This window comes from Devosia sp. WQ 349K1, from assembly GCF_016595685.1.
In the GTDB taxonomy this organism is placed as follows: Bacteria; Pseudomonadota; Alphaproteobacteria; order Rhizobiales; family Devosiaceae; genus Devosia.
In genome coordinates this window covers 511,494-532,147 of sequence record NZ_JAENGO010000001.1, presented here as the reverse complement: position 1 = coordinate 532,147, position 20,654 = coordinate 511,494, and the positions used below count along the sequence as shown (strand labels likewise).

The 20,654-nt window shown below is 58.9% G+C and carries 21 protein-coding genes and 1 pseudogene; 11 read left to right on the top strand and 11 right to left on the bottom strand.

Annotated features, from left to right (window positions below):
• Positions 1–33 precede the first annotated feature (33 nt).
• From JHL21_RS02285 to JHL21_RS02265, 5 genes are all read right to left on the bottom strand, one after another.
• Entirely contained in the window at positions 34–750 is a 717-nt protein-coding gene (locus JHL21_RS02285) for an ABC transporter ATP-binding protein (protein ID WP_248306078.1), read from the bottom strand.
• A 50-nt stretch (positions 751–800) separates the two neighbouring features.
• Complete coding sequence (locus JHL21_RS02280) at positions 801–1,565, bottom strand: ABC transporter ATP-binding protein (RefSeq protein WP_169196347.1); 765 nt, start codon at positions 1,563–1,565, stop codon at positions 801–803.
• A gap of 11 nt (positions 1,566–1,576) precedes the next feature.
• Positions 1,577–2,713: a branched-chain amino acid ABC transporter permease gene (locus tag JHL21_RS02275; RefSeq protein WP_200211700.1), complete on the bottom strand. Its 1,137-nt coding sequence runs from the start codon at positions 2,711–2,713 to the stop codon at positions 1,577–1,579.
• A gap of 1 nt (position 2,714) precedes the next feature.
• On the bottom strand, positions 2,715–3,746 hold the full coding sequence (locus JHL21_RS02270; protein WP_199531639.1) for a branched-chain amino acid ABC transporter permease: 1,032 nt from the start codon (positions 3,744–3,746) through the stop codon (positions 2,715–2,717).
• Positions 3,747–3,866: 120 nt separating this feature from the next.
• Positions 3,867–5,225, bottom strand: a complete 1,359-nt coding sequence (locus tag JHL21_RS02265; RefSeq protein ID WP_200211699.1) for a substrate-binding protein — start codon at positions 5,223–5,225, stop codon at positions 3,867–3,869.
• A gap of 191 nt (positions 5,226–5,416) precedes the next feature.
• Here JHL21_RS02265 and JHL21_RS02260 point away from each other — a divergent pair, with 191 nt between their 5' ends.
• The 4 genes from JHL21_RS02260 to JHL21_RS02245 are packed head-to-tail and all read left to right on the top strand — an operon-like array spanning position 5,417 to position 10,403.
• Positions 5,417–7,045 carry a short-chain fatty acyl-CoA regulator family protein gene (locus JHL21_RS02260; RefSeq protein WP_302052348.1) on the top strand — a complete coding sequence of 543 codons (1,629 nt, stop codon included), beginning with the start codon at positions 5,417–5,419 and terminating at the stop codon, positions 7,043–7,045.
• Positions 7,046–7,098: 53 nt separating this feature from the next.
• A complete protein-coding gene (locus tag JHL21_RS02255; protein WP_200211697.1) occupies positions 7,099–7,473 on the top strand; it encodes a response regulator transcription factor in 375 nt (124 codons plus the stop codon).
• On the top strand, positions 7,466–7,696 hold the full coding sequence (locus JHL21_RS02250; protein WP_199531636.1) for a hypothetical protein: 231 nt from the start codon (positions 7,466–7,468) through the stop codon (positions 7,694–7,696). The genes JHL21_RS02255 and JHL21_RS02250 overlap by 8 nt, the downstream gene beginning before the upstream one ends.
• 4 nt (positions 7,697–7,700) lie before the next feature.
• Positions 7,701–10,403: a sensor histidine kinase gene (locus tag JHL21_RS02245; RefSeq protein ID WP_200211695.1), complete on the top strand. Its 2,703-nt coding sequence runs from the start codon at positions 7,701–7,703 to the stop codon at positions 10,401–10,403.
• Position 10,404: 1 nt separating this feature from the next.
• On the opposite strand, the gene JHL21_RS02240 is transcribed toward JHL21_RS02245, so the two are convergent.
• The gene (locus tag JHL21_RS02240) at positions 10,405–11,118 is read right to left on the bottom strand and encodes an ion channel (protein WP_367948144.1); all 714 of its coding nucleotides are present in this window, start codon (positions 11,116–11,118) and stop codon (positions 10,405–10,407) included.
• A 283-nt stretch (positions 11,119–11,401) separates the two neighbouring features.
• Here JHL21_RS02240 and JHL21_RS02235 point away from each other — a divergent pair, with 283 nt between their 5' ends.
• The 3 genes from JHL21_RS02235 to JHL21_RS02225 all read left to right on the top strand — a co-directional run bounded on the left by JHL21_RS02235 (position 11,402) and on the right by JHL21_RS02225 (position 14,178).
• A complete protein-coding gene (locus tag JHL21_RS02235; protein WP_169196356.1) occupies positions 11,402–12,142 on the top strand; it encodes a glycosyltransferase family 2 protein in 741 nt (246 codons plus the stop codon).
• Positions 12,143–12,217: 75 nt separating this feature from the next.
• Positions 12,218–13,903, top strand: coding sequence for a flagellar hook-length control protein FliK (locus tag JHL21_RS02230; RefSeq protein ID WP_200211693.1), 1,686 nt, complete (start codon positions 12,218–12,220; stop codon positions 13,901–13,903).
• On the top strand, positions 13,900–14,178 hold the full coding sequence (locus JHL21_RS02225; protein ID WP_199531632.1) for an EscU/YscU/HrcU family type III secretion system export apparatus switch protein: 279 nt from the start codon (positions 13,900–13,902) through the stop codon (positions 14,176–14,178). Before JHL21_RS02230 ends, JHL21_RS02225 begins: the two co-directional genes overlap by 4 nt.
• Before the next feature lie 5 nt (positions 14,179–14,183).
• On the opposite strand, the pseudogene JHL21_RS02220 reads toward JHL21_RS02225, so the two are convergent.
• A pseudogene (locus JHL21_RS02220) lies at positions 14,184–14,648 on the bottom strand (cell wall hydrolase); the annotation flags it as partial.
• Between the two features lie 93 nt (positions 14,649–14,741).
• Positions 14,742–15,092 carry a hypothetical protein gene (locus tag JHL21_RS02215; RefSeq protein ID WP_200211691.1) on the bottom strand — a complete coding sequence of 117 codons (351 nt, stop codon included), beginning with the start codon at positions 15,090–15,092 and terminating at the stop codon, positions 14,742–14,744.
• A 107-nt stretch (positions 15,093–15,199) separates the two neighbouring features.
• On the opposite strand from JHL21_RS02215, the gene JHL21_RS02210 reads away from it, so the two are divergent.
• Positions 15,200–15,544, top strand: coding sequence for a hypothetical protein (locus tag JHL21_RS02210; RefSeq protein ID WP_199531631.1), 345 nt, complete (start codon positions 15,200–15,202; stop codon positions 15,542–15,544).
• Here the strand turns inward: JHL21_RS02210 and JHL21_RS02205 are convergent.
• Positions 15,541–16,134 (bottom strand): 5'-methylthioadenosine/S-adenosylhomocysteine nucleosidase, encoded by a 594-nt coding sequence (locus JHL21_RS02205; RefSeq protein WP_200211689.1) that lies wholly within the window; start codon positions 16,132–16,134, stop codon positions 15,541–15,543. The two genes, JHL21_RS02210 and JHL21_RS02205, sit on opposite strands and share 4 nt — an antisense overlap.
• Positions 16,135–16,231: 97 nt before the next feature.
• Between JHL21_RS02205 and JHL21_RS02200 the strand changes: the two genes are divergently transcribed.
• Positions 16,232–16,519 (top strand): hypothetical protein, encoded by a 288-nt coding sequence (locus tag JHL21_RS02200; RefSeq protein ID WP_200211688.1) that lies wholly within the window; start codon positions 16,232–16,234, stop codon positions 16,517–16,519.
• Here the strand turns inward: JHL21_RS02200 and JHL21_RS02195 are convergent, their stop codons facing one another.
• The gene (locus JHL21_RS02195) at positions 16,520–17,737 is read right to left on the bottom strand and encodes an MFS transporter (protein ID WP_200211687.1); all 1,218 of its coding nucleotides are present in this window, start codon (positions 17,735–17,737) and stop codon (positions 16,520–16,522) included.
• A 146-nt stretch (positions 17,738–17,883) separates the two neighbouring features.
• On the opposite strand from JHL21_RS02195, the gene JHL21_RS02190 reads away from it, so the two are divergent.
• Positions 17,884–18,897, top strand: a complete 1,014-nt coding sequence (locus JHL21_RS02190; RefSeq protein ID WP_200211686.1) for a pseudouridine synthase — start codon at positions 17,884–17,886, stop codon at positions 18,895–18,897.
• Here the strand turns inward: JHL21_RS02190 and JHL21_RS02185 are convergent, their stop codons facing one another.
• On the bottom strand, positions 18,898–19,914 hold the full coding sequence (locus JHL21_RS02185) for a Gfo/Idh/MocA family protein (RefSeq protein WP_200211685.1): 1,017 nt from the start codon (positions 19,912–19,914) through the stop codon (positions 18,898–18,900).
• Positions 19,915–20,420: 506 nt separating this feature from the next.
• On the opposite strand from JHL21_RS02185, the gene nrdH reads away from it, so the two are divergent.
• Positions 20,421–20,642 (top strand): glutaredoxin-like protein NrdH, encoded by a 222-nt coding sequence (nrdH, locus tag JHL21_RS02180; RefSeq protein ID WP_169196367.1) that lies wholly within the window; start codon positions 20,421–20,423, stop codon positions 20,640–20,642.
• Positions 20,643–20,654: the final 12 nt, after the last annotated feature.

Sequence of the window (20,654 nt, the reverse complement as noted above, 5' to 3'; positions counted from 1 at the left end):
TTCTCTCTCGACGCGAAGGCCGAGAGAGAAAGATCAGATCGCCAGATATTCGTGGCGGAGTTCGGTGTTATCGAGGACTTCCTTGGCGGTGCCGGCGAAGGCCACTTCACCCGTGTCGAGAATGACGGCGCGGTCGGCCAGCTTGAGCGCAGCAACGGCGTTTTGTTCGACGATAATGGTGGTAATGCCCAAGGGCTTGATCGAATGCAGAATGCGTTCGATTTCGTGGACGATCACCGGGGCCAAGCCTTCGTAGGGCTCATCAAGCAGTAGCAACTTGAGATTGCGGGCGAGGGCGCGCGCAATGGCCAGCATTTGCTGTTCGCCACCGGACAGCGTGACGCCTTCCTGCATGCGACGCTCAGCAAGTCTTGGAAAACTTTCGTAGATCTGTTCAAGGCTCCAGCCATTGCCGGGCGCGACCTTAGCCAGCTTGATGTTTTCCTCGACGGTGAGGCCCTGGATGATGCGGCGATCTTCCTGCACCAGCTGAATGCCCGCGCGCGCCGCCTCAAAGTTCTTCATGGCATGGACGGGTTCACCGTCGAGCCAGATTTCCCCTTGGCGCATGTGCGGATTGGCGGTGCGGGCGATGGTGCGCAGTGTTGAAGATTTGCCAGCGCCGTTGCGTCCGAGCAGGGCGAGGATTTCGCCCTTGCGGATGTCGAGGCTAACGCCCTGCACGATGTAGCTTTCACCGTAGTAGGCGTGGATGTCGCGCACGGAGAAGAACGGGCGGGACGTTTCCATGGCCGCGGCGTGTGAGGTTGTTGTGTCCATTTGCATTGCAACCGCGCTCATCAGTGGGTTCCTCCGAGATAGGCTTCTTGCACCTTGGGATTGCCGCGCACTTCGTCAGGGGTGCCATCGGCGATGATACGCCCCTGCGCGAGCACGGAGATCTTGTCGGCTAGCGAGAACACCACATGCATGTCGTGCTCGATGATCACCTTGGTCATGCCACGGCTTTTGATCTTCTTGAGGAGCTCGATGGTGGTGTTGGTGTCGTGGCGGCTCATGCCAGCGGTCGGCTCATCGAGCAACAGCAGGCGTGGGTGCTGGATGAGGCACATGGCCAATTCCATACGACGCTTGTCGCCACGGCTGAGACTGCCCGCCTGCATGTGCTGGCGATTGAGCATGCCCACATCCTCCAGCATGTGCTCGGCCTCTTGGCGAATGATGGTTTCGCTATCGAGTGAACGCAGCATGTTGAGTGTGAACTGGCCATCGCGCTTGGCGAAGGCCGGGATCATGACGTTATGCAGAACGCTCAAATCGGCGAAGATTTCGGGCGTCTGAAACACGCGGGCGATGCCGAGCTGGTTGATCTCATAGGGCTTTCTGCCGGTGAGATTGGCGCCATCGAATACCACTTGGCCGGATGTTGGCGCGAGCTTGCCGATGATGACATTGAGCAGGGTGGATTTACCGGCCCCATTGGGGCCGATAATCGCGTGGGTCTTGCCTTCCTCAACCGCAAGGTCGATGTCGGCCAGAGCGTGCAGGCCACCGAAGCGCTTATGGACGTCGGCAACGTGGAGAACGATGTTTGGAGTGCTCATTATACGTTCTCCTATTCAGCAGCTTGTGGTGCGGCGCGGCGCTGACCGCCACGGCGTTTCGTGATGGCATTGTTGACGCGGCGAGCGCCTTCCATGATGCCACCGGGCAGGAAGATCACGATGATCACGAAGACGAGGCCCAAGGTGAGGTGCCAACCGTCGCCAACGAACTTGCTGGTGATGGTCACGACCACATCGGCCACACCATCGGGCAAGAAGCTCCAGAAGGCTTTGAGAACGTTGTCGTTGAGTGCCGACAAGATGTTTTCAAAATACTTGATCACCCAAGCGCCGATGACTGGGCCAACGAGCGTGCCAACACCACCAAGGATGGTCATGAGCACGATTTCGCCCGATGCGGTCCACTGCATGCGTTCAGCGCCTGCCAGTGGGTCGGTTACGGCGAGGAGTGCACCGGCGAGACCGGCATACATGCCCGAGATGACGAAAGCCGATAGAGCATAGGGGCGGGTGTTAAAACCGGTGAACTGCATACGCGTCTGGTTGGACTTGATCGATTTCAGCATCATGCCAAATGGCGAGCCAGCAATGCGCTGGGCGATGAAGAAGGCGACGATCAGGAAGACGGCGCAGAAGTAGAAGCCACCAAGGCCGCCCATTTGCGAGCCGAGGAAGGTCGGGACCGGCTGGCCGACATAGGTATGGCCAACCATCGCGTCAACGACACGATTGTCGCCAAGGGTGAGCTGCAGCCCGGTTTCACCATTGGTGATCGGGGTCAGTACCGAATAGGCGAGGTTGTAGCTCATCTGCGCAAAAGCGAGGGTCAGGATCGAGAAATAGATCCCCGAGCGACGGAGGCAGAGGAAGCCGATGACCAGAGCAAACAGACCCGAGACGATGATGGCAAAGATAATCGCCGGGATCACGTCGAGGGTGAGCAGTTTGAAAGACCAGACGGCGGTGTAGGAGCCCACGCCAAAGAAGGCGGCGTGGCCAAAGCTGAGGTAGCCGGTAAGGCCGAAGAGGATGTTGAAACCAACGGCCATGATGCCGAAGATCATGAAGCGCTGCATCAAATCCGGGTAGGACGCGCCGAAGGGCGCCAGCCAGATCGGCATGAGCAGGACGACGGCGGTAAAACCGAGGAAGAGGGTGAGGTCCTGACGGGACATGGATAGGTTCATCTTAGCTCTCCATGACGCCGCGGCGGCCCATCAGACCACGTGGACGCACGAGTAGAATAACAACGGCAATCAGATAGATGATGATCTGGTCGATGCCGGGGATGACGGCCTTCACCTGGTTCATGGAGGCGAAGGACTGGAGGATGCCGAGCATAAAGCCAGCGGCAACCGCGCCAGGCAGAGACCCCATGCCACCCACAACCACGACCACAAAGGAGAGGACGAGGAAGTCCATGCCGATGTGATAGTTGGGCGGCAGTAGCGGCGTATACATGACACCTGCCAGGCCCGCGACGACGGCGGCGAGGCCGAACATGATGGTGAAGCGACGGTCGATGTTGATGCCCAAAAGGCCCACGGTTTCGCGATCAGCCATGCCAGCACGAACGACCATGCCGAAGGTGGTGAACTGGAGGAAGGCGAACACGCCACCGATAATCACTGCGGCGAAGAGGAAGTAGACCAAACGCCAAATGGGGTAGGTGATGATATTGGCCTGCATGCCAAGCCAAGCGCCGATATCGGCGGCACCACGCAGCTCAATAGGCATGGGCTGTGGCATTGGGTTGGGGCCGAAGATCGACTTGATCACTTCCTGCGCCACAATGGCGAGGCCAAAGGTGACAAGGATCTGTTCGGCATGAGGACGCTTGTAAAAATGCTTGATGATGCCGCGTTCGAGCGCGATCCCAATGACCAGCATGATCGGGATAGCAACGATGATCGAAACCGGCACGGAATAGTTCACCAGCACGGCACCGAAATCGCCAAGCCAGGCCTGTACCAGCGGTTCACGGATTTCCAGTGGCGCACCCCAGGGGGAGAGTTTTTCTGGATCAAGCGTGACTGTTTCCAAAGTGAGGAACATGCGCACGGTGACGGCGATGAATGCGCCGAGCATGAACAGGGCGCCGTGGGCGAAATTGACCACGCCGAGGGTGCCGAACACCAGGGTGAGCCCAAGGGCGATCAGCGCGTATGCCGCGCCCTTATCAAGCCCATTGAGAAATTGCAGAAAGATAACTTCGAACATGAGGAGCGTCCTACGCTTTGACCGATGCGCCGTGTGGTCATTGAGAGCTTGCCCTCTCCCCGCGAAGGGAGAGGGCTGATCACAGTGCTGACCGGTGTGTCAGAAGAGGCCAGAGGCCTCTTACGCGCACATAGGCGCGGGTTCTGCCGGGCCGAGTTCGCCGCCAAAGATCGAGGCGTCGTAGGTCGAGGTTTCGCGATCGACTTCCTGAACGACGTTGAGAACGTCGAATTCGCTGGTCGGAGCGGCGTTACCCTGCACCACAAGAACGGACTTCATGCACTGGTGGTCTTCAGCGCGGTAGAGCGTCTTGCCGTTACCCATGCCGTCGAACTCATGGCCTTCAAGGGCCTTGATGACTTCTGGCGGATAGAAGGTGCCAGCGCGTTCAACGGCATCTGCGTAAAGCAGCATCTGCACATAGGCCGTATGCGCGGCCTGTGACGGCGGCGAGCCGTAAGCAGCGCCGAACGACTTGGTGAAGGCGATAGAGCCTGGGTCTTGCAGGTTCCAGTGCCAGTTTGAGGTGCCAAAGACCCCACGAACAGCTTCGCCAGCGCCCTTCGCCATCAACTCGGAGATGAGCGGAGTGACGATTTCGAACTGGTGACCGTTAGCCTGACGGTCACGCAAGCCGAACTGAACTGCCTGTGGCAGCGAGTTCACCATGTCGAGGCCGTAGTGGTTGAGGATCAGTACGTCCGCGCCCGAGTTCAGAATTGGGGTGAGGTACTGAGAGTAGTCGGACGAGCCGAGCGGGGTGCGAACGGTGGCAACGGTTTCCCAACCGAGTGCTTCGGTAGCAGCCTTGATCGATTCTTCCTGGGTCCAGCCCCAAGTGTAGTCGGCGGTGAGGTGGTAGGCGCGACGGGCCTTGCCATACTGCTCGCCGAGAACTGGACCGAGAGCGATACCGGACTGGTAAGCGTTGAAGAAATGGCGGAAGCCATAACGACGCTTGTCCTTGCCGGTGGTGTCGTTGGAGTGGGTCAGGCCGGCCATGAAGATGATGCCGAGTTCCTGACACAGGCTCTGCACCGCAATCGCTTCACCTGAGGACGAACCGCCGGTGATCATGATAGCGCCGTCGCGTTCGATCATGCGGGTGGCACCAGCACGCGCCACGTCGGATTTGGTCTGGCTGTCGGACGACACATAGCCGACCTTCTTGCCGAGGATACCGTTGCCCTTGAGGGCAGTCGGGGTGAGCACATTGAGCAGACCGCCATCGCCTTCACCGTTCAGGTGCGCAATCGCCAGCTCGTAAGCTTTTTGTTCGTCAGCACCTTCTTCGGCGTAAGCGCCGGTCAGGGGCAGGTTGAGGCCGATGGTAACAGTGTCACCAGTCGGGTTGTTGCAGAACTCTTGAGCCCAAGCCCCCTGGGTGAACACCATAGGAGCAACACCGGTACCGATGATGCCCGCCATGCCAGTCTGCAAAACCCTGCGTCGGTTCAATCCACGCGTGAGTAGTGTCATTGATCTCCTCCTTTGCGCGCGGGGCAATTGATACTTTGCCAATGGCTCACCGCACACCGCAGTATTCACGCGATTAGAAAATCTCGACAATAGGTCATTGTAAAAGCTCGAATATTTTGTAAAGACTTGATCTGCTGGCGTCTTGTATTTGTAAATTCATTTACTGAGTGCTGTTTTGGTGGGGGCGAAATATGCGTGCGCCGATTGGATTTAGGGTCAGTAATGCGCGGAAATCTTTGAAGATTTCTCAGGCGGATCTGGCGCGTAAAATTGGGATCTCACCCAGCTATCTGAATTTAATCGAGAACAATAAGCGTGACGTTGCGGGGGCGCTCCTGCAGCGCATTGCGCATGAGCTCAACATCAATATTGATGATCTGACTGGCGAGGCAGAAAGCAAACTGCTCTCAGACCTCGAAGAAATTTACGCAGACCCGCTGCTTGATTCACTGCCGTTCCAGCCGGATGAGCAGCGCAATCTGGTGGCGCAATATCCGGCCAGCGCTATGGCCCTCGCGCGGGTGCATCGGGCCTATGCGCAGGCCCTTGAGCATGCCGATAGTTATGCGGACCGTTTGCGATCTGACCCCTTGTTGGCCCAATTGCTGCACCAAGTGTTGTCGAGCATCACGGCTGTGCGCTCGGGGGCGGAAATTCTCGAGGATGTGCCAGACCTAGGGGAAGCGGAGCGCAGGCGGTTTGTTGATGCCATTGGGCGCGAAACCCGCAGTTTGAGCGATCTGGCGCGCAATCTGATCGGTCACTTTGAAAATGCCAGCGATGCGCGGCGCAGTGTTTCGCCTGCGCGCGAGATCGACGACCTTCTTATCGAGCGTGAGAACTATTTCCAGTCGCTGGAAGACGCGGCGATGGGCTTGCGCTTGCAGATCGAGGCGGGCGGGGGCTTTGGCATGACGACGCTGACGCGGCTGCTGGAAGATAAATTCGGGGTGCGCGTTGTCGTGGGCGGGAAAGCGCCGGGGCGTGGGACGGATTTCCCGGGGCAGTATCGGTTTGATCCGCCGAGCAACATTCTCTGGCTGCAAGGGGCGAGCACGCTTGCGACGCGGCAGTTTCAGCTGGCGCGGCTCTTTGGGGAAATGACAGCCGCGGATGTGATCGATCGCGAGATGGCCAGTTTCAAGCTGACGACAGAAGAGGCGCTGCGCCTCGCGCGTCGGGCGCTTGGGTCCTATCTCGCCGGGGCGATCGTGTTTCCCTATTCTTTGTTTCTGGCGGCGGCGGAAGCGGCGGCCTATGATATTGACGCGCTGCGCCAGCATTTTAACGCCAGCTATGAGCAGGTGGCGCATCGCCTCGTGACGTTGAGACGGCGCGGCGAGGAAGGCATACCCTTCGGCTTTTTGCGGTCCGATCCTGCAGGGCGGCTCACCAAGCACTTTCCATTGCCGGGCTTGCTGCTGCCATATTCGGGACATGCGTGTCCGCTTTGGGCGATCTATGGGGCTTTCCGTACGCCCGACGTGCCGGTGCGGCAGTTGGTGCAGTTCTCGGACGGAGGGCGATATTTGTTTCTGGCGCGCACGGTGCAGCGGCGGTCTGCGGCGTTTCATGAGGTGCCGGTCATGGCCTCGGTGATGCTCGCGTGTGACGTGCTGCATGTGGATCGCACCGTTTATGGCAGGGGTATGAATTTGGCCGATAGCGCGGCTGACGTGCCTGTTGGGCCAAGCTGCCGATTGTGTACGCGGGCCGATTGCACCAGCCGCCAAGAGGAAGCGATGGGCCCCTCTGGGAGTGTGCCAGCCATGCGGACCGCGCTGGTGCCTGATGGATTTACCCTTGGCTCCGCGCCTTGATTATGCGTAACTAGTCCTGCCTGCGGAGGGGAGACTGCGGGCAAGGGGGGAAATTGGCTATCGATGTTTTGATTGCCGAAGATGAGCCAAGCATATTGGATTCGCTCGACTTTATTCTGCGCCGTGCGGGGTGGAATATTGAATCAGTGACCGATGGCGACGCCGTCTTGGAGAGAGTGCGATTCAATCGCCCGCGCGTTTTGGTGCTCGATGTGATGCTGCCGAAGCGCAGTGGCTTTGATGTGCTCAAACAGCTGCGTAGCGACGCAAGTACGCGCGACCTGCCCGTGCTCATTTTGACCGCTAAAGGCCAGCAGCAGGATAGACGCATTGCCGAGGACTTGGGCGCAGACGCCTTTGTGACCAAGCCCTATGCCAATGCTGAGGTGGTGGGCGTGGTTCGGCAATTGTTGGGCGAAGATGGTTGAGCGCCACCGCAAATTGGTTGCGGGTCTGTTGGTGCTGACGATAGGCTCAGCGCTGCTGGTGCTGCCACCGTTTGTGCATCTGTTCAATCATCCAGCCCATATCTTCGGCATTCCCAACATCGTCGCTTATCTCTTCGCGGTTTGGGCGCTGATGATCGCTGCGACGGCTGTTTTGAACGCGGCTGTGGGCCGCAAGCGTGGTCGCAAGGGCGAAGGCGGGTAGGGCAATGCTGTCAGCTGATTTCGTCATCGCGACAGCCATAGCTTATGTCGGCCTGCTGTTCCTTTTGGCCTATGTCGGGGATCGGCGCGCGCGGCAGGGGCAAAAATCCTGGCTCAATTCCTCGCTAGTCTACACGCTCTCCATTTCGGTCTATTGCACCAGTTGGACCTTTTATGGTGCGGTGGGAAACGCGGCCCGTAGTGGATTGGAATTCCTAACGATTTACCTTGGGCCGACGCTGGTGTTCGTCGGTTGGTATTTTCTTTTGCGGCGTTTGGTGCGGATTGGTCATATCCATCGCATCACCTCGGTCGCCGACCTTTTGTCGTCGCGCTTCGGCAAGTCGAGCCGCTTGGGCGTTTTGGTCACTTGCATCGCCGTGGTCGGGATTGCGCCTTACATCGCGCTGCAATTGAAGGCGGTGACATCGTCTATTCAGGCCGTTGCTGGCGCGTCGGAATTCGGCCAAGGCAGTTTGAAGGGGATTGATGACATCGGTCTCGCCTTCGGTATCGCCGCCGGGATGGCGCTGTTCACAATTCTCTTTGGCACACGGCATGTCGACGCAAAGGAGCAGCACCACGGGGTTGTCGCCGCCATTGCGTTTGAAGCGGTTGTCAAACTTGTCGCCTTGGTCGCGGTGGGGCTCTTCGTGGTCTACATCGGGGGCGGCTTTGAGGGCATTTTCACCCGCGCCGCTGAGAGTGGCATTGTGCTCGATACGCGGCACAGCTTTGATAGTCGTTGGATCACGACCATGATCTTGTCGGTGGCAGCGATTGTCTGCTTGCCGCGACAGTTTCAGGTGACGGTGGTTGAGAACTCCAATGAGGATCATCTGCGCGTCGCAGGTTGGGTGTTCCCGGCCTATATGATGCTGATGAGCGTCTTTATCCTGCCCATCGCCATCTATGGGCTGACGGTATCGGAGCCGGGCGCAAATCCGGATATGTTCGCGCTGACCATTCCGTTGCAATCGGGGCAGACAGGGCTGGCGCTGTTTGCTTTTATCGGTGGGTTCTCGTCGGCGACGTCGATGATCATTCTGGAGTCCATCGCGCTCTCGATCATGGTCTCGAACCACATCATCATGCCGCTGGTGCTCCGCTTTACGGCGGCGGGGCAAAACTCTGACGGGCAAGGGGTGAGCCATGTGCTGCTGCCGGCGCGACGGGTGTCCATCGTTCTGATCCTGTCACTTGGGTTCTTCTATTATTTCTTCACGCGCGACAGCGATGCGCTGGCGCCGATTGGGCTGATTTCATTCGCTGCAATTGCGCAGTTTTTTCCGTCGCTACTGGCGGCGATCTTTTGGAAAGACGCTTCGCTTAAGGCGGTGACGACCGCCATTCTCACCGGCTTTATTGTTTGGGCATGGTGCTGCTTCCTGCCCTCGTTCGAGAGCGTCTCGCCTTCGGTTTCGGCGCTGTTGCAGGCTGGGCCTTGGGGCATAAGCTGGTTGCGACCGGAAGCCATGTTTGGCCTTGAAGGCTGGGACTCCCTCGCTCATGCCACGTTCTGGAGCCTGTCGGTCAACATCGCTGTGCTGATCATTGGGTCTCTGATCACGACCCCTTCCACCCTGGAGCGCATTCAGGCGACGGCGTTTGTCGATGTGTTCAAGCGCGGCAATCTCCTGCAGCATAATTTTATGCGAGGGTCGGCGACCGCAAATGATCTCTACTTTGTGGCGGAGCGTGTGCTGGGCGATCGGCGGGCTGCGGCGCTGTTTGAAAGCGCGGCGCGCGAGAGTGGGGTGGAGCCAGCGCTGCTTGAGCCAACGCCGGAGTTTATCGGGCGACTTGAGCGCGAGCTGGCGGGCTCGATTGGCGCGTCTTCGGCCCACGTTATGCTGTCCAAGGTTGTGGCCGGTGGTGACGTGTCGCTCGAAGAGATGATGCAGATGGCTGATGAAACGCAGCAAGTCATTGAATATTCGCAGCAATTGGAGAAAACCTCGGCGGAGTTGCGGGTGACTGCGCGCAAGTTGGAGGATGCCAATGCGCAGTTGCGCGAGCTCGATAGCCAGAAGGACGAGTTCCTAAGCCAGGTGAGCCATGAGGTGCGCACGCCGATGACCTCCATCCGTTCGTTCTCGGAAATCCTGCTGGAAGCGGGCGATTTGGACGATGGGCAAAGGCGCAAGTTCACCACCACCATCCATCAAGAGAGCCTGCGTCTAACGCGATTGCTCGATGAAATTTTGGATTTGAGCGCGTTGGAGCGTGGGGAGCGGAGTTGGCAAAACCAGCCCGTTGATGCGGAGATTGCGCTCGACCGGGCAATCACTGTTTGCGATGCGCTGTTGCGGCAGCGCGGGATGCGGCTCGAACTGGGTGAGCGTGCCCATGTGACGATGATCGAGGGGGACGCTGACCGTCTGTGTCAGGTGTTCATCAATCTCATATCTAACGCCGTGAAATACAACGATGCCGAGGAGCCGTTGGTGCGGATTTCCTCTTCGGTGCGGGCGGGCAAATATGTGGTCGAAATCTCTGACAACGGCCCGGGGATTTCCAAGCGTAACCGCAAGCTCGTGTTCCAGAAATTCTGGCGCGGTGTGGAGGGGAGCGGGGATCAAGGTGGCGCGGGTCTGGGGCTTGCCATTAGCCGCCAGATCGTGACGCGGATGAACGGCACACTGGAGCTTGTGCCGGGCGTGTTACCCGGCGCAAGTTTTCGTATTCGCCTGCCGGTGATCAAATAGCTCAGTCGTGGCCGTCGTCGGGAATGGCGAGGATATGGCCGCAGGACTTGCAGTGGATGGCGTCTGGCTCGTGACGGCGTAAGCCGCATTGCGGGCAAGGGAAGGACACCTTGTGCGGACGGAACACCAGCTGCGCGAGGCGTACGAACAGCGAAATCCCGATGATCATAATGACGATCGACACCAGCTTTCCGAAAGGGCCGGGCAGCGTGATGTCGCCAAAGCCTGTCGTCGTCATGGTGGTGACGGTGAAGTAGAGCGCGTCGATATAACCGTTGATGTCAGAATCGCGCTTGGCAAACGCGGTATAGACGAACCCCGTGACCACGAAGATGAAGACCAGAAGGTTGATGATGGCCTGGATGGTCTCGCGATAGTCCGAAAGCCCGTGCTTTTCCAAATCGCGCCAGAAGAAATTGGACTTCGATAGGGTCCATAGGCGCAATATGCGCAGGAAGCCGAAGTTGAAGAGCCAAGTCGGGGCCAAAAGGGTGATCAGAATAAAAATGTCGATCACAACCGGCAGCTGCCGCGCCCAACGCAATGGGTGCGTTGAGGCGAGGCCACGCGCGACGAGATCGAGACCCAAAAGCGCCGCGATGGAATAGTCGAGCCAGATATAGGTGCTGGATTCGCGCAGGAATGGAGTGGCGATAAAGAAGCCGATGATGGCAAGGTCGACGACCAGAATCGTTGCCTGAAACCGCACGGCCATAGGCGACTGGCCGTGGTAGAGGATGCGTAGGAGAGATCGGAACCGGGTAAATGGGTGGGCCGGGACACGCTTTTCCCGCGGTGAAGTGTCGTCGCTATGTGCCATGGTCCCCGGCGGGTTTTGTTGCATTCTCGGCGTATCACGCCACCACTTGCAAAAGCCTCAACGCAATATCGGTTCCAAAAGCGCCATTTGATGACATGCTCGGTGTTGCCGATACGGGCGCATCACTGTATGTGCGTTAACCTAATAAACGCCGCACTGTCTGCGGCAAGGGTGCCTTATGAAGCTTGCTTTTGTTATTCCGGCCTACAATGAAGAAGTGCTGATTGGTCAGTGCCTCCAATCTGTGCTGGCTGAAATTAAGCGCGCTGGCATTCCTGCCGACGTGATTGTGGTCAATAACGCTTCGACCGACCGGACCGGCGAGATTGCGCGCAGTTTCGATGGTGTCACCGTGGTTGATGAGCCCAAGAAGGGGCTGGTCAATGCGCGCGACGCGGGCTTTGCCGCAAGCGAGGGCTATGATCTCGTCGCCAATATCGACAGCGATACCATCGTGCCAGAAGGTTGGCTGGATGTGGTGATGCGCGAATACGCGGCAGATCCAAAGCTGGTGTGCGTTTCCGGCCCCTATATCTATTACGATATGGCGTGGCACAACCGTGCGATGATTGGCGGTTTTTATCTGCTGACCAAGCTGATTTATATCCTGAACCGCTACATTCTGCGCGTCGGTTCCGTGGTGCAGGGTGGCAATTTCGTGTTCAAGCGTCAGGCTTGGGCCGATGTTGGTGGCTATAATCGCGAAATCGAATTCTTCGGTGAAGACACCGACGTGGCTGTCCGCCTGTCGCGTGTTGGCAATGTGAAGTGGACCTACAAGCTGCGGATGAAGACCTCCGGTCGTCGTCTGGAGAAGGAAGGCGTCTTCGCAACTGCTGGAACTTACACGCTAAATTTCTTCTGGGTGACGTTCCGCGGCAAGCCTGTCACTAAGGAATATAAAGATATCCGCGATTAAAATTCGCGGACTCTCAATCTGATAATGATAGGTTAGACTGATGCAACCGCAGGCGCGGTTGGAGGCAGTCCATCTATGAGTGTCACTACTGATCTTCCAAGTGTAGCAGCCGTTCAGGCTCTGGCCCGTCAACAGGGGCAGACTGTGGAAGCGCGCGTGGTTGGCCAGCTGCCCAATGGCTCGACGGAAGTTCAGGTCGGGCGGCAGACCATGACACTGCAACTGCCCGCGGCCCAGCCGGTTGGTACCACGCTCACTTTAGCGGTTCAGCAAGTTGAGGGGCAGGTTCGGGTTTCGCTGCTCTCGGTCACCCCGGCCGTGACAAATACGCTGGCGCAGCCGACCAGTTCGCCATCAGGCTCCCCCATTTTGCCGGTTAATCCGCCCGCGACGCAGGTGCAGCTTTCGCCCTTGGCGCAGCATGTGACCTTGCCGCCGCCAGGGCCGAGCAATGGTGGCGCTCCGGTGACGCCGCAGGCCTTGCCCCCGGGTGCTCCGCTGCCGCCGCCGACGCCGCCAGCACAGACTTACGCACCGACGCACCAGCAATATTCCAATCCCCAGGCAGGAGCGCGCTCCGATGCGCCGCCACAGCTGCCTATTGCCACTGCCGTTCCACCTTTTGTGAAGGGGACGGTGGCCTACCAGCCTGCGCCGATGCCCGTTATCGCAGCGGTTGATGCTGGTGGGGCGGCACAACTGGGTGACCGCCCCCCTTATGGGATGTCGTCGTCTGGGCAGCCGTTTGGGCAGGCCAATCTAGGCTCGCCAGCGCGTGCTGATGGGGTGCAGGCCAATCCTGCGGCCTCCGCAGCGACGCCGCAGAGCGCGAGCGCACAGGCCACTGCCAATGCGCAAGCGGCCGTGGCGCAAATGGTGTCGCAAGCTTTGCCAAAGCAGAACAGTGTTGCGGCGTTGAATTCGGTCATTTCGGCGGTCGCTGGCCGCGTGCCTCTGCCGCCTGATGTGCTGAAAGCGGCGCAGGGCGTTTTCGGCCAGCAGATGAATCTGGATGGCGGCGCAATCGATCCGCTCGTGCTCAAAAATGCCGTCAAACAATCGGGCATTTTCCACGAGACACTCCTAGGGGCTGGTCAGGCGCAAAGCGCAAATGGAGACCTCAAGGGATCACTTCTGGGCCTGCAGCGCGCCCTTGGCGCATGGCTTGGGAGCAATGCGGAGATGGTGCAGCAATTGTCGCAATTGCCGCCGCCGCTCAAGGGGCTCAATCCACGGGTGCGGCAGCATCGTGAGGATGCCAATGGCCTGCCGCGCGATCCGACCGAGATCGGCAAGATCCTTGTTGATCGGACTGAGGCTAGTCTGGCGCGCTTGCGCTTGCACCAAGGGGCCTCCATGCCGGACCAAAGCCAAACTGTGGGGCGGCAGGATCAATCGTGGAGCCTTGATATCCCAGTGCAATACGCCGGGCACCACACCGTATTGAGCCTTCAAATTCAGGGGGAAGCGCCCGAAGAGGAAACGCCAACCGCCGACCGGGGCTGGCAGGTTCGTTTTGCAATCCATTTGGCCGAGCAGGGCGAAGTCGGCGCGCAATTGTCTCTGCGTGGCAAGCGGACCAACGTATTGATCTGGGCCGATCAAGAAGCGACGGGGCAGGCGCTTAAAGAGCACATTGAACAGCTCCAAACGGGGCTTGAGAGCGTCGGACTACAACCGGGCGCGGTGATTGTGCGTGTCGGGGCTCCGGCCAGCCCGGAACGCGCTGCCGGCCACAGCTATGTGGATGCGACGACATGAGCGATGACGCAATGCCCACCAAGCCGCGGATCGCGGTCGCTCTGCAATATGAGGAGGGGTCACTCGAGGCCCCGCGCGTTGTTGCCAAGGGCCGTGGCTTTGTCGCTGAGAAGATTATCGAGCTGGCCGAAGAGCACGGCGTGCTCGTGGAAACCAACCCGATACTGGCAGAGGCGCTGAGCGGGGTCGACCTCGACGAGGAAATTCCCGTCGAGCTTTATGAGGCCATGGCCGTGGTCATTGGCTACGTGCTGCGCCAGAGCAAAGGGTTTTAGCGGGTCGAGCGCTTCTCGTAGAAGGCGTTGCCGCCCGCTTCGAGCACGTAGTGCATGTTATTGTAGGGGAAGCTGAGCCCTGCGGTGTGGAAATGCTGGGCATTTTGCACGCCGGGGTGGCGATCGCCGCGCATCACCGAGTCTGCAACCTGTGAGGCGAGCACTGCGCCGCTGTCCGTCATCGGCTTGGTGAGAACGCCCTGAGCGAACTGGTTCTTCTGCCCGACCACGCCGCATACGGATTTAGGATAGCGCGGATCGTTGACGCGATTGGCCACAACGGTGCCGACCGCGAGCATGCCCTCGGCGCTGGAGCGATTGGATTCGAAATACATCGCGCGCATCATGCATTCTTTTTCGCTCATCTGGTTCCAAGCGAAATTCATGCCGAGGAAAGAGCACCCGCCAAGGGTCGACGCTGTGATCGCGACAGCGGTAAGGCGCAATAGGGCGCTGGACAGGCGGGGCATGGACCATCTCCGAGACTAGTGCATAAGCAGCTCTTGGGCAGAAATTGCCCGGTTACGCTTAAGAAAAGCCTCAGAGATGTGGTTAAAATCCAATTACTTGCTGCGAAGCAGGGCGCTCAGCAATACGACTGTGCCGATGACAGCGATAACCGGTAGGGGATCATTTTTGACGGCGCGTACGGCGCGGCGCGATTGTTCTCCTGCGGACTCAGCGATTTGCGTGCCATAGCGTGCGGCTTCGCGGGTGAGACCGGCAAGGCTGTCGCCCCATTCATCGCTGACATGGGATGCCCTGTGAGAAACTGAACCGGCCAAATGCCCAGCGTGATTTGTCGCACTGTGGCTGAGTTTGGCGATGTCGCGGCGCAGGTTTTCGAGCTGGGCTTCGAGGCCACGCTTCTTTGGGCGAACGCCGAGGCGGAGTAAGATGTCGTCAATGGTCATGGTCATCCTCGTTTTGCCAATCAACGAGATAGAATGGCTGCAGGTTCCGACTTGCCCTTGAACGAACACAGTGCAGCGCCATTTAGAAGAAGATGAGAGGTGCTCAAATGAACAAGAGTGCGCAGCGGCTGAACCGTCTGTTCGATAGGCTGGAGCGGAGCATACCGCCGTTCGCGGCGCGATGGTTGGCGCGCGTGCGTCGCCCTGAGGCGCGGATTATCCGCGTCCCCTTGGGCATTCTCTTGGTCTTCGGCGGGATTTTTAGTTTCCTGCCGGTGCTCGGCGTGTGGATGCTGCCGCTCGGGTTACTGCTGCTGGCGCTTGATCTGATCTTCCTGCAGAAGCCGGTGAACTACACGGTTCTGCGCGGTAATCGCTGGTACAACAACTGGAGCCGCTCGCGCCGCGATAAAAAGGCGGAGCGCGAGAAGGAGCAAGATCCCGAGGTCTAGGCGCGGTTGGCCCAATAGGCCTCGATGATGTCGACGGCCTCGGCCAGTTTCTCGTCTACGATATGGAGATATTGGGTCCAGTGAGCGAGTTCGGTGACGTCTGACTTGCCATCGGAGATGCCGCGCAAGGCGACCAGCGGCACGCTAAAACTCTGGCAGGCCCGCAGGACAGCAAAGGTCTCCATATCGACCATATCTTCGGCGATGCGGTCATAAGCGGCACCCGACACAACATTTGCGCCAGTGGAAAGCGTGGCGGGCTTCAGGCCCGGCACATGTGGCTCCAAGGGCATAGTGATCGGGATATAGGCGAGGGGTGTCAGGCCCTTCTCAAAGCCCAGCGCTGTTGCGTCCATATCGCGATAAGCGACCGAGATCGCTTGATACACTTCACATTGATCAAGGTGCTGCGACCCGGCAGAGCCCAAAGACACGACTAACGACGGCAGGTTGGACGCGCGTTCGGCGAGGGCACGCATGGTGCCCACGGCCGCCTCGACCGGACCGATGCCGATCATGACAGGTGAAATACGCTTTTGCAGGTGTGGCCCATATTCTGCAGGCGCAGCCATGAGATAGAGAATAGTCATGCTCTTGCTTAAGATCAGTTGTGATCACGAAGCAAGGAGCGTTTGGTATTCAGTAAGATTTTAGGCGTGAAATCATCTCCGTACTGGGATGTTTGTTATGCGTTATACTGACTTCGGGAATAGGCGCGAGTGGACTGAGAACGGCCAATTTGTCGCTGCCAATCGACTTATCGGTATTGAAGAGGTTTTTGCCGAAGCGCGGCGTCGCAAAGCGGCGCTAAATATCGACCAATGGCAGATGGAAGAATATGTCTCGGGCAATCCGATGCCCATGCGGGTGCAGCGGCAGTGCAAGGAGATCGATCTCGCGGCGAATGCACTGTCGCGCATGTCGCCCATTCCGAGTGATTTTGCCGACAATGTCTATTGGCCACCGATCTGGTGATCAGGCTGGTTGCGCCGTTGCCAGATCGTCATTGGTTGACTTAGGCGGGAAGACCAGAGCCAGCAGAGCTGCACCAATGCCAACAGCAGCCGAGGCGATATAGAGCCAGTGGTAGCTGCCATAGGTGTCGTAGAGATAGCCGCCGCCGACCGGGCCGAAGGCCATGCCGATCGAGGAGGTCATGGTTATGCCACCAAGCACGGTGCCCATAACTTTGGGGCCGAAATAGTCGCGCGCCAGAACGGAATAGAGCGGCATGACGCCCCCGTAGACGAGGCCGAGAACGACGGCCAGCATGTAGAAGTGCTGCAGCTCGGTGACGTAGATATAGCAATAGATGCCGATCGCTTGTAGCGCTAGGCCGCCGACGATAACGCGACGCACGCCGAGCTTGTCTCCCATAAGGCCAAAGAGAACGCGCCCGCCAAGCCCGGCCAGACCCTCAACACTATAGATGCTTGCCGCCGCTAAAGGCGTCGCGCCGCACAATATGGCGTAGCTGACCGTGTGAAAGATGGGGCCAGAATGAGCGGCGCAGCAGAGAAAGAACACGCCCGCTAGAATGATGAACTGCGGCGTGCGGAAGATTTCGCCAATACGGCTGGGTTCTTTTGCGGCCGGAGCAATGTCGCTGCTCGACGGTTGTAGCTGCACTTGCGGTGCGCTGCGAATGAGGAAGCCTAAGGGAATGATGACGGCCACGGCGGTCAGGCCGATGACGGCCATCGACTGCCGCCAGCCAATGGCTTCTATCAATATGGTGGCGAGTGGCGTCATGGTCATGGGCGCGACCCCTGCGCCTAGGGTGACGAGGGAAACGGCAAGGCTGCGGTTTTTGTCGAACCAGCCCAATGTGGTTGCGATCAAGGGCGCAAAGAATGCGCCACCTGCGGCGCCCACCAGTCCGCCATAGGCGAATTGAAAGACGAGTAGATTTTCTGTGCGGCTGGCGATGAAGAGGCCAAGTCCGAGAATGACAGCAGCGGTGACGATAACGGGTCTAGCGCCAATGCGGTCGGTGATGGTGCCCCAGACAAAGCCAGCGATGCCCATGACGATAAAGCCAACAGTCATCGCGCCGGAAATGCCCGCTCGAGACCAGCCGGTTTCGTCTGCCATAGGCTGAAGGTAGACGGGCAGGGCGAACATGGCACCCATTGCGAGGCAGGTAATCACGGCTCCCGCCGCAACGATGACCCAACCGTAGTGACGTTCCATTTCTGCCCCTCCCAGAAGCTTTCTGGCGCCTGCGGCGATCAAGCGCTCGTTATTTGGGCCTGTCTAGCGTGTGAATGAGAAGAATTTTGCTTCCCTTTGTGGCGCAGGACCCGCACTAAGGGGGCAATTCATTATTGGTCAGGTCGATGGCGCGTCTTATACTCCTCAATAAGCCCTATGGGGTGCTTACCCAATTCACCAATGGCGACGGGGAGCAGACCCTATCCGACTTCGTGGACGTGCCCGATGTCTATGCGGCTGGTCGCCTCGATAAGGATAGCGAAGGGCTGCTGATCTTGACCGACAGCGGCACGATGCATGCCCAAATCTCCTCGCCGAAGTTCAAAAAAGAAAAGACCTATCTGGTGCAGGTCGAGGGCAACCCGAGTGACGACGTGCTGCGTAAGCTGGCGCGCGGGGTTGAACTCAATGACGGCAAGACCCGTCCGGCCAAGGTAGAGCGGATTGATCCGCCAGAGCTTTGGGAGCGCAATCCGCCCGTTCGTTTCCGCAAGAGTGTGCCCGATATCTGGTTGAAGCTGACCATTACCGAGGGGCGTAACCGTCAGGTCCGTCGGATGACGGCAGCTATCGGCTTCCCAACCCTGCGCTTGGTGCGCTGGGCTATTGGCGATTGGACCGTGGACGGACTGGCGCCGGGCGAATGGCGCGATGCGCCGATGCCCGAAGGCTTTGTTGAGCGCGAGCGTGCGCCACGGACCGAGGGAGCTGGTCGACCGGCGGGTGGCGGCTTCAAGCGGCCTGAGGGCCGTAAGTTTGAAGGCAAGAAACCGGCTCGCGCTGGCGGCGCGCGTTTTGACGATGGTGAGGCGAAGCGCCCAACCGGTGGTGCGCGCGCTTTGCAGGACAAGCGCAATTCGCCAACACGTTTGGCAGAGCGCCGGGCCGAAGGCTCGCGTCGCGCCGAGCGCCTTGCGGCAGGCAAGGTCGGTAAGGGCGGTGGCAAGCCTGGCTTTAAGGATGTAGGGAAGCCAGCGGGCAGGCCCAGTGCAGGGCGTGTTGCAGCAGGTAAGCCGGTCGGCGGCAAGCCCACTGCGGGTCGCCCAACGTCTGGCCGCCCGACCACGGGCAAGCCAGCGGCTCGTCCGGGGGCAGATCGACGGGGCGGCCCAAGCCAACCCCGTCCACCAAAGCGCTAGTTAGTCCTTCTTGACCGGTGCCCAGGCACCGGTCTTTTCACTTTCGAAGATAGCGTCGAGAATGTGCATCGAGCGGATCGCGTCCTCAACGCCATAGGGTAGGGTGCCTTCTCCCAAAGCCGCCAAGGCGAAGGCCTCGGCCATTTCGGTATACTGGTCGCATGCCGGCATGATCTCGCGGCGGGCCAGCGAGCCATCAAGGGCCTTGCCCTCGTCGACCAAGACAGCTGTCGGCGTATCGGCTGGCGCATTGAACGGAATGATCAGTTCGACGCGGCCCTTAGTGCCCAGAAGTTCAAGCGATTGATTGGGCGCCAGCTGGGTTGAAACGAGGAAGGTGAGCTGACGACCATTGCTGAAATCGGCAATGACGGACGCCTGACGGTCTGTGCCGAAATTGGCGTCGCGATCCACGAGGGATACTACCCGTAGTGGTTCGCTCTCGAAGAAGAAGCGACCGCCCGTGATGGGGTAACACCCTATATCTAGTAGGCCTCCGCCACCGATGTCGGCCTTGTTGCGGACGTTGTTTGGGTCGGCGTTGTAATAGGTGAAGACCGAGCGAACGGCGCGCACTTCGCCCAATTCGCCCGAGCGCATGATTTCGCGGGCGCGGAGCCATTGCTTATGGAAGCGCACCATGAAGGCTTCCAAGATGAGTCGGTCTGGACGCGCCGTACGCAGGCGCTTTGCGTCTTCAGCAGTGATCGCAACCGGCTTTTCGCAGAGCACATGCTTGCCCGCTGCGTTGGCGGCGAGCGTCATCTCCACATGCAGGTGATTGGGCAGCGGATTGTAAATTGCGTCGATATCTGGGGAGCTTATGAGCTCTTCATAGGACCCAAAAGCCTTAGGAATGCCCAGTTTATTGGCCGCGCGCTGCGCTTGCTCCAGATTTCTGGACCCAATGGCGACGACTTCGGAATGCGCCGATTTCATGATCGCGGGGGTGACTTTTTGCATGCCGATGTTGGCTGTGGAGAGAATCCCCCAGCGAAGTTTGCGCGTATTCCCCATAGTTCATCCCCTCAAAATGTATCGCTATACGGCAGGTTATCGAGACAGTTTTGGTATACATCAAGAGCGATGTTTTTGCTTCACGGTGGCAAGAGCCGAGGGCTTCCGGGTGTTTCACGGAACCGCGATTCGAACGGGTCCGATCACGAAATGCCGTCAAGCCCGAATTAGCCCTTGTCGTGTGCGAAGAACGGTTGAAGCGCCAGCGTATCGGCATACTATATATAGCGTCTGAGACACTTCTGCTCGCCTAGAGTTGGAGTGAGGGAAGGACGGTAAGCTGACTATTCAGACCTACCGAAATTCCGCAACTGTAAGCGTTGAGTTTGCGTCGCGTTTGTCACCGAGCCGTGAGGTTGGGGAAGACAAATTCGGGCGCAAATTTGGATGCGGGTTGAGATCGCTTAGGCGCCAATTGTCCACCGGCGGGGGCTGGGGCGGAATAGGGCGATGACGATCTCGCCGAACTGCTCACTACCCGTCATACAACCTGTCGAGGTTTATCGATGAGCATTACAGTTTACAGCAAGCCAGCATGTGTACAGTGCACCGCGACCACGCGTGCGTTGGACCGTAAGGGTCTTGATTACACTATCGTCGACATCTCTGAAGATGCAGATGCCTACGCTCGCGTTGAACAGATGGGCTACCGTCAGGTTCCAGTCGTGGTGGCTGGTGATCAGCACTGGGCTGGTTTCCGTCCGGATATGATCGGCGCTCTCGCTTAAGCCGCGCCGCGG

What these genes read in the sequence shown, in the direction of transcription:
- JHL21_RS02240 (WP_367948144.1), bottom strand. Translation starts at nt 11,118, where the DNA reads ATGGCCGTGCGGTTTCAGGCAACGATTCTGGTCGTCGACCTTGCCATC.
- JHL21_RS02235 (WP_169196356.1), top strand. Translation starts at nt 11,402, where the DNA reads ATGAAGCTTGCTTTTGTTATTCCGGCCTACAATGAAGAAGTGCTGATT.
- JHL21_RS02245 (WP_200211695.1), top strand. Translation starts at nt 7,701, where the DNA reads ATGCTGTCAGCTGATTTCGTCATCGCGACAGCCATAGCTTATGTCGGC.
- JHL21_RS02190 (WP_200211686.1), top strand. Translation starts at nt 17,884, where the DNA reads ATGGCGCGTCTTATACTCCTCAATAAGCCCTATGGGGTGCTTACCCAA.
- JHL21_RS02195 (WP_200211687.1), bottom strand. Translation starts at nt 17,737, where the DNA reads ATGGAACGTCACTACGGTTGGGTCATCGTTGCGGCGGGAGCCGTGATT.
- JHL21_RS02265 (WP_200211699.1), bottom strand. Translation starts at nt 5,225, where the DNA reads ATGACACTACTCACGCGTGGATTGAACCGACGCAGGGTTTTGCAGACT.
- JHL21_RS02285 (WP_248306078.1), bottom strand. Translation starts at nt 750, where the DNA reads ATGGAAACGTCCCGCCCGTTCTTCTCCGTGCGCGACATCCACGCCTAC.
- JHL21_RS02205 (WP_200211689.1), bottom strand. Translation starts at nt 16,134, where the DNA reads ATGACTATTCTCTATCTCATGGCTGCGCCTGCAGAATATGGGCCACAC.
- JHL21_RS02275 (WP_200211700.1), bottom strand. Translation starts at nt 2,713, where the DNA reads ATGAACCTATCCATGTCCCGTCAGGACCTCACCCTCTTCCTCGGTTTT.
- JHL21_RS02260 (WP_302052348.1), top strand. Translation starts at nt 5,417, where the DNA reads ATGCGTGCGCCGATTGGATTTAGGGTCAGTAATGCGCGGAAATCTTTG.
- JHL21_RS02210 (WP_199531631.1), top strand. Translation starts at nt 15,200, where the DNA reads ATGAACAAGAGTGCGCAGCGGCTGAACCGTCTGTTCGATAGGCTGGAG.
- JHL21_RS02200 (WP_200211688.1), top strand. Translation starts at nt 16,232, where the DNA reads ATGCGTTATACTGACTTCGGGAATAGGCGCGAGTGGACTGAGAACGGC.
- JHL21_RS02230 (WP_200211693.1), top strand. Translation starts at nt 12,218, where the DNA reads ATGAGTGTCACTACTGATCTTCCAAGTGTAGCAGCCGTTCAGGCTCTG.
- nrdH (WP_169196367.1), top strand. Translation starts at nt 20,421, where the DNA reads ATGAGCATTACAGTTTACAGCAAGCCAGCATGTGTACAGTGCACCGCG.
- JHL21_RS02185 (WP_200211685.1), bottom strand. Translation starts at nt 19,914, where the DNA reads ATGGGGAATACGCGCAAACTTCGCTGGGGGATTCTCTCCACAGCCAAC.
- JHL21_RS02225 (WP_199531632.1), top strand. Translation starts at nt 13,900, where the DNA reads ATGAGCGATGACGCAATGCCCACCAAGCCGCGGATCGCGGTCGCTCTG.
- JHL21_RS02280 (WP_169196347.1), bottom strand. Translation starts at nt 1,565, where the DNA reads ATGAGCACTCCAAACATCGTTCTCCACGTTGCCGACGTCCATAAGCGC.
- JHL21_RS02250 (WP_199531636.1), top strand. Translation starts at nt 7,466, where the DNA reads ATGGTTGAGCGCCACCGCAAATTGGTTGCGGGTCTGTTGGTGCTGACG.
- JHL21_RS02215 (WP_200211691.1), bottom strand. Translation starts at nt 15,092, where the DNA reads ATGACCATTGACGACATCTTACTCCGCCTCGGCGTTCGCCCAAAGAAG.
- JHL21_RS02270 (WP_199531639.1), bottom strand. Translation starts at nt 3,746, where the DNA reads ATGTTCGAAGTTATCTTTCTGCAATTTCTCAATGGGCTTGATAAGGGC.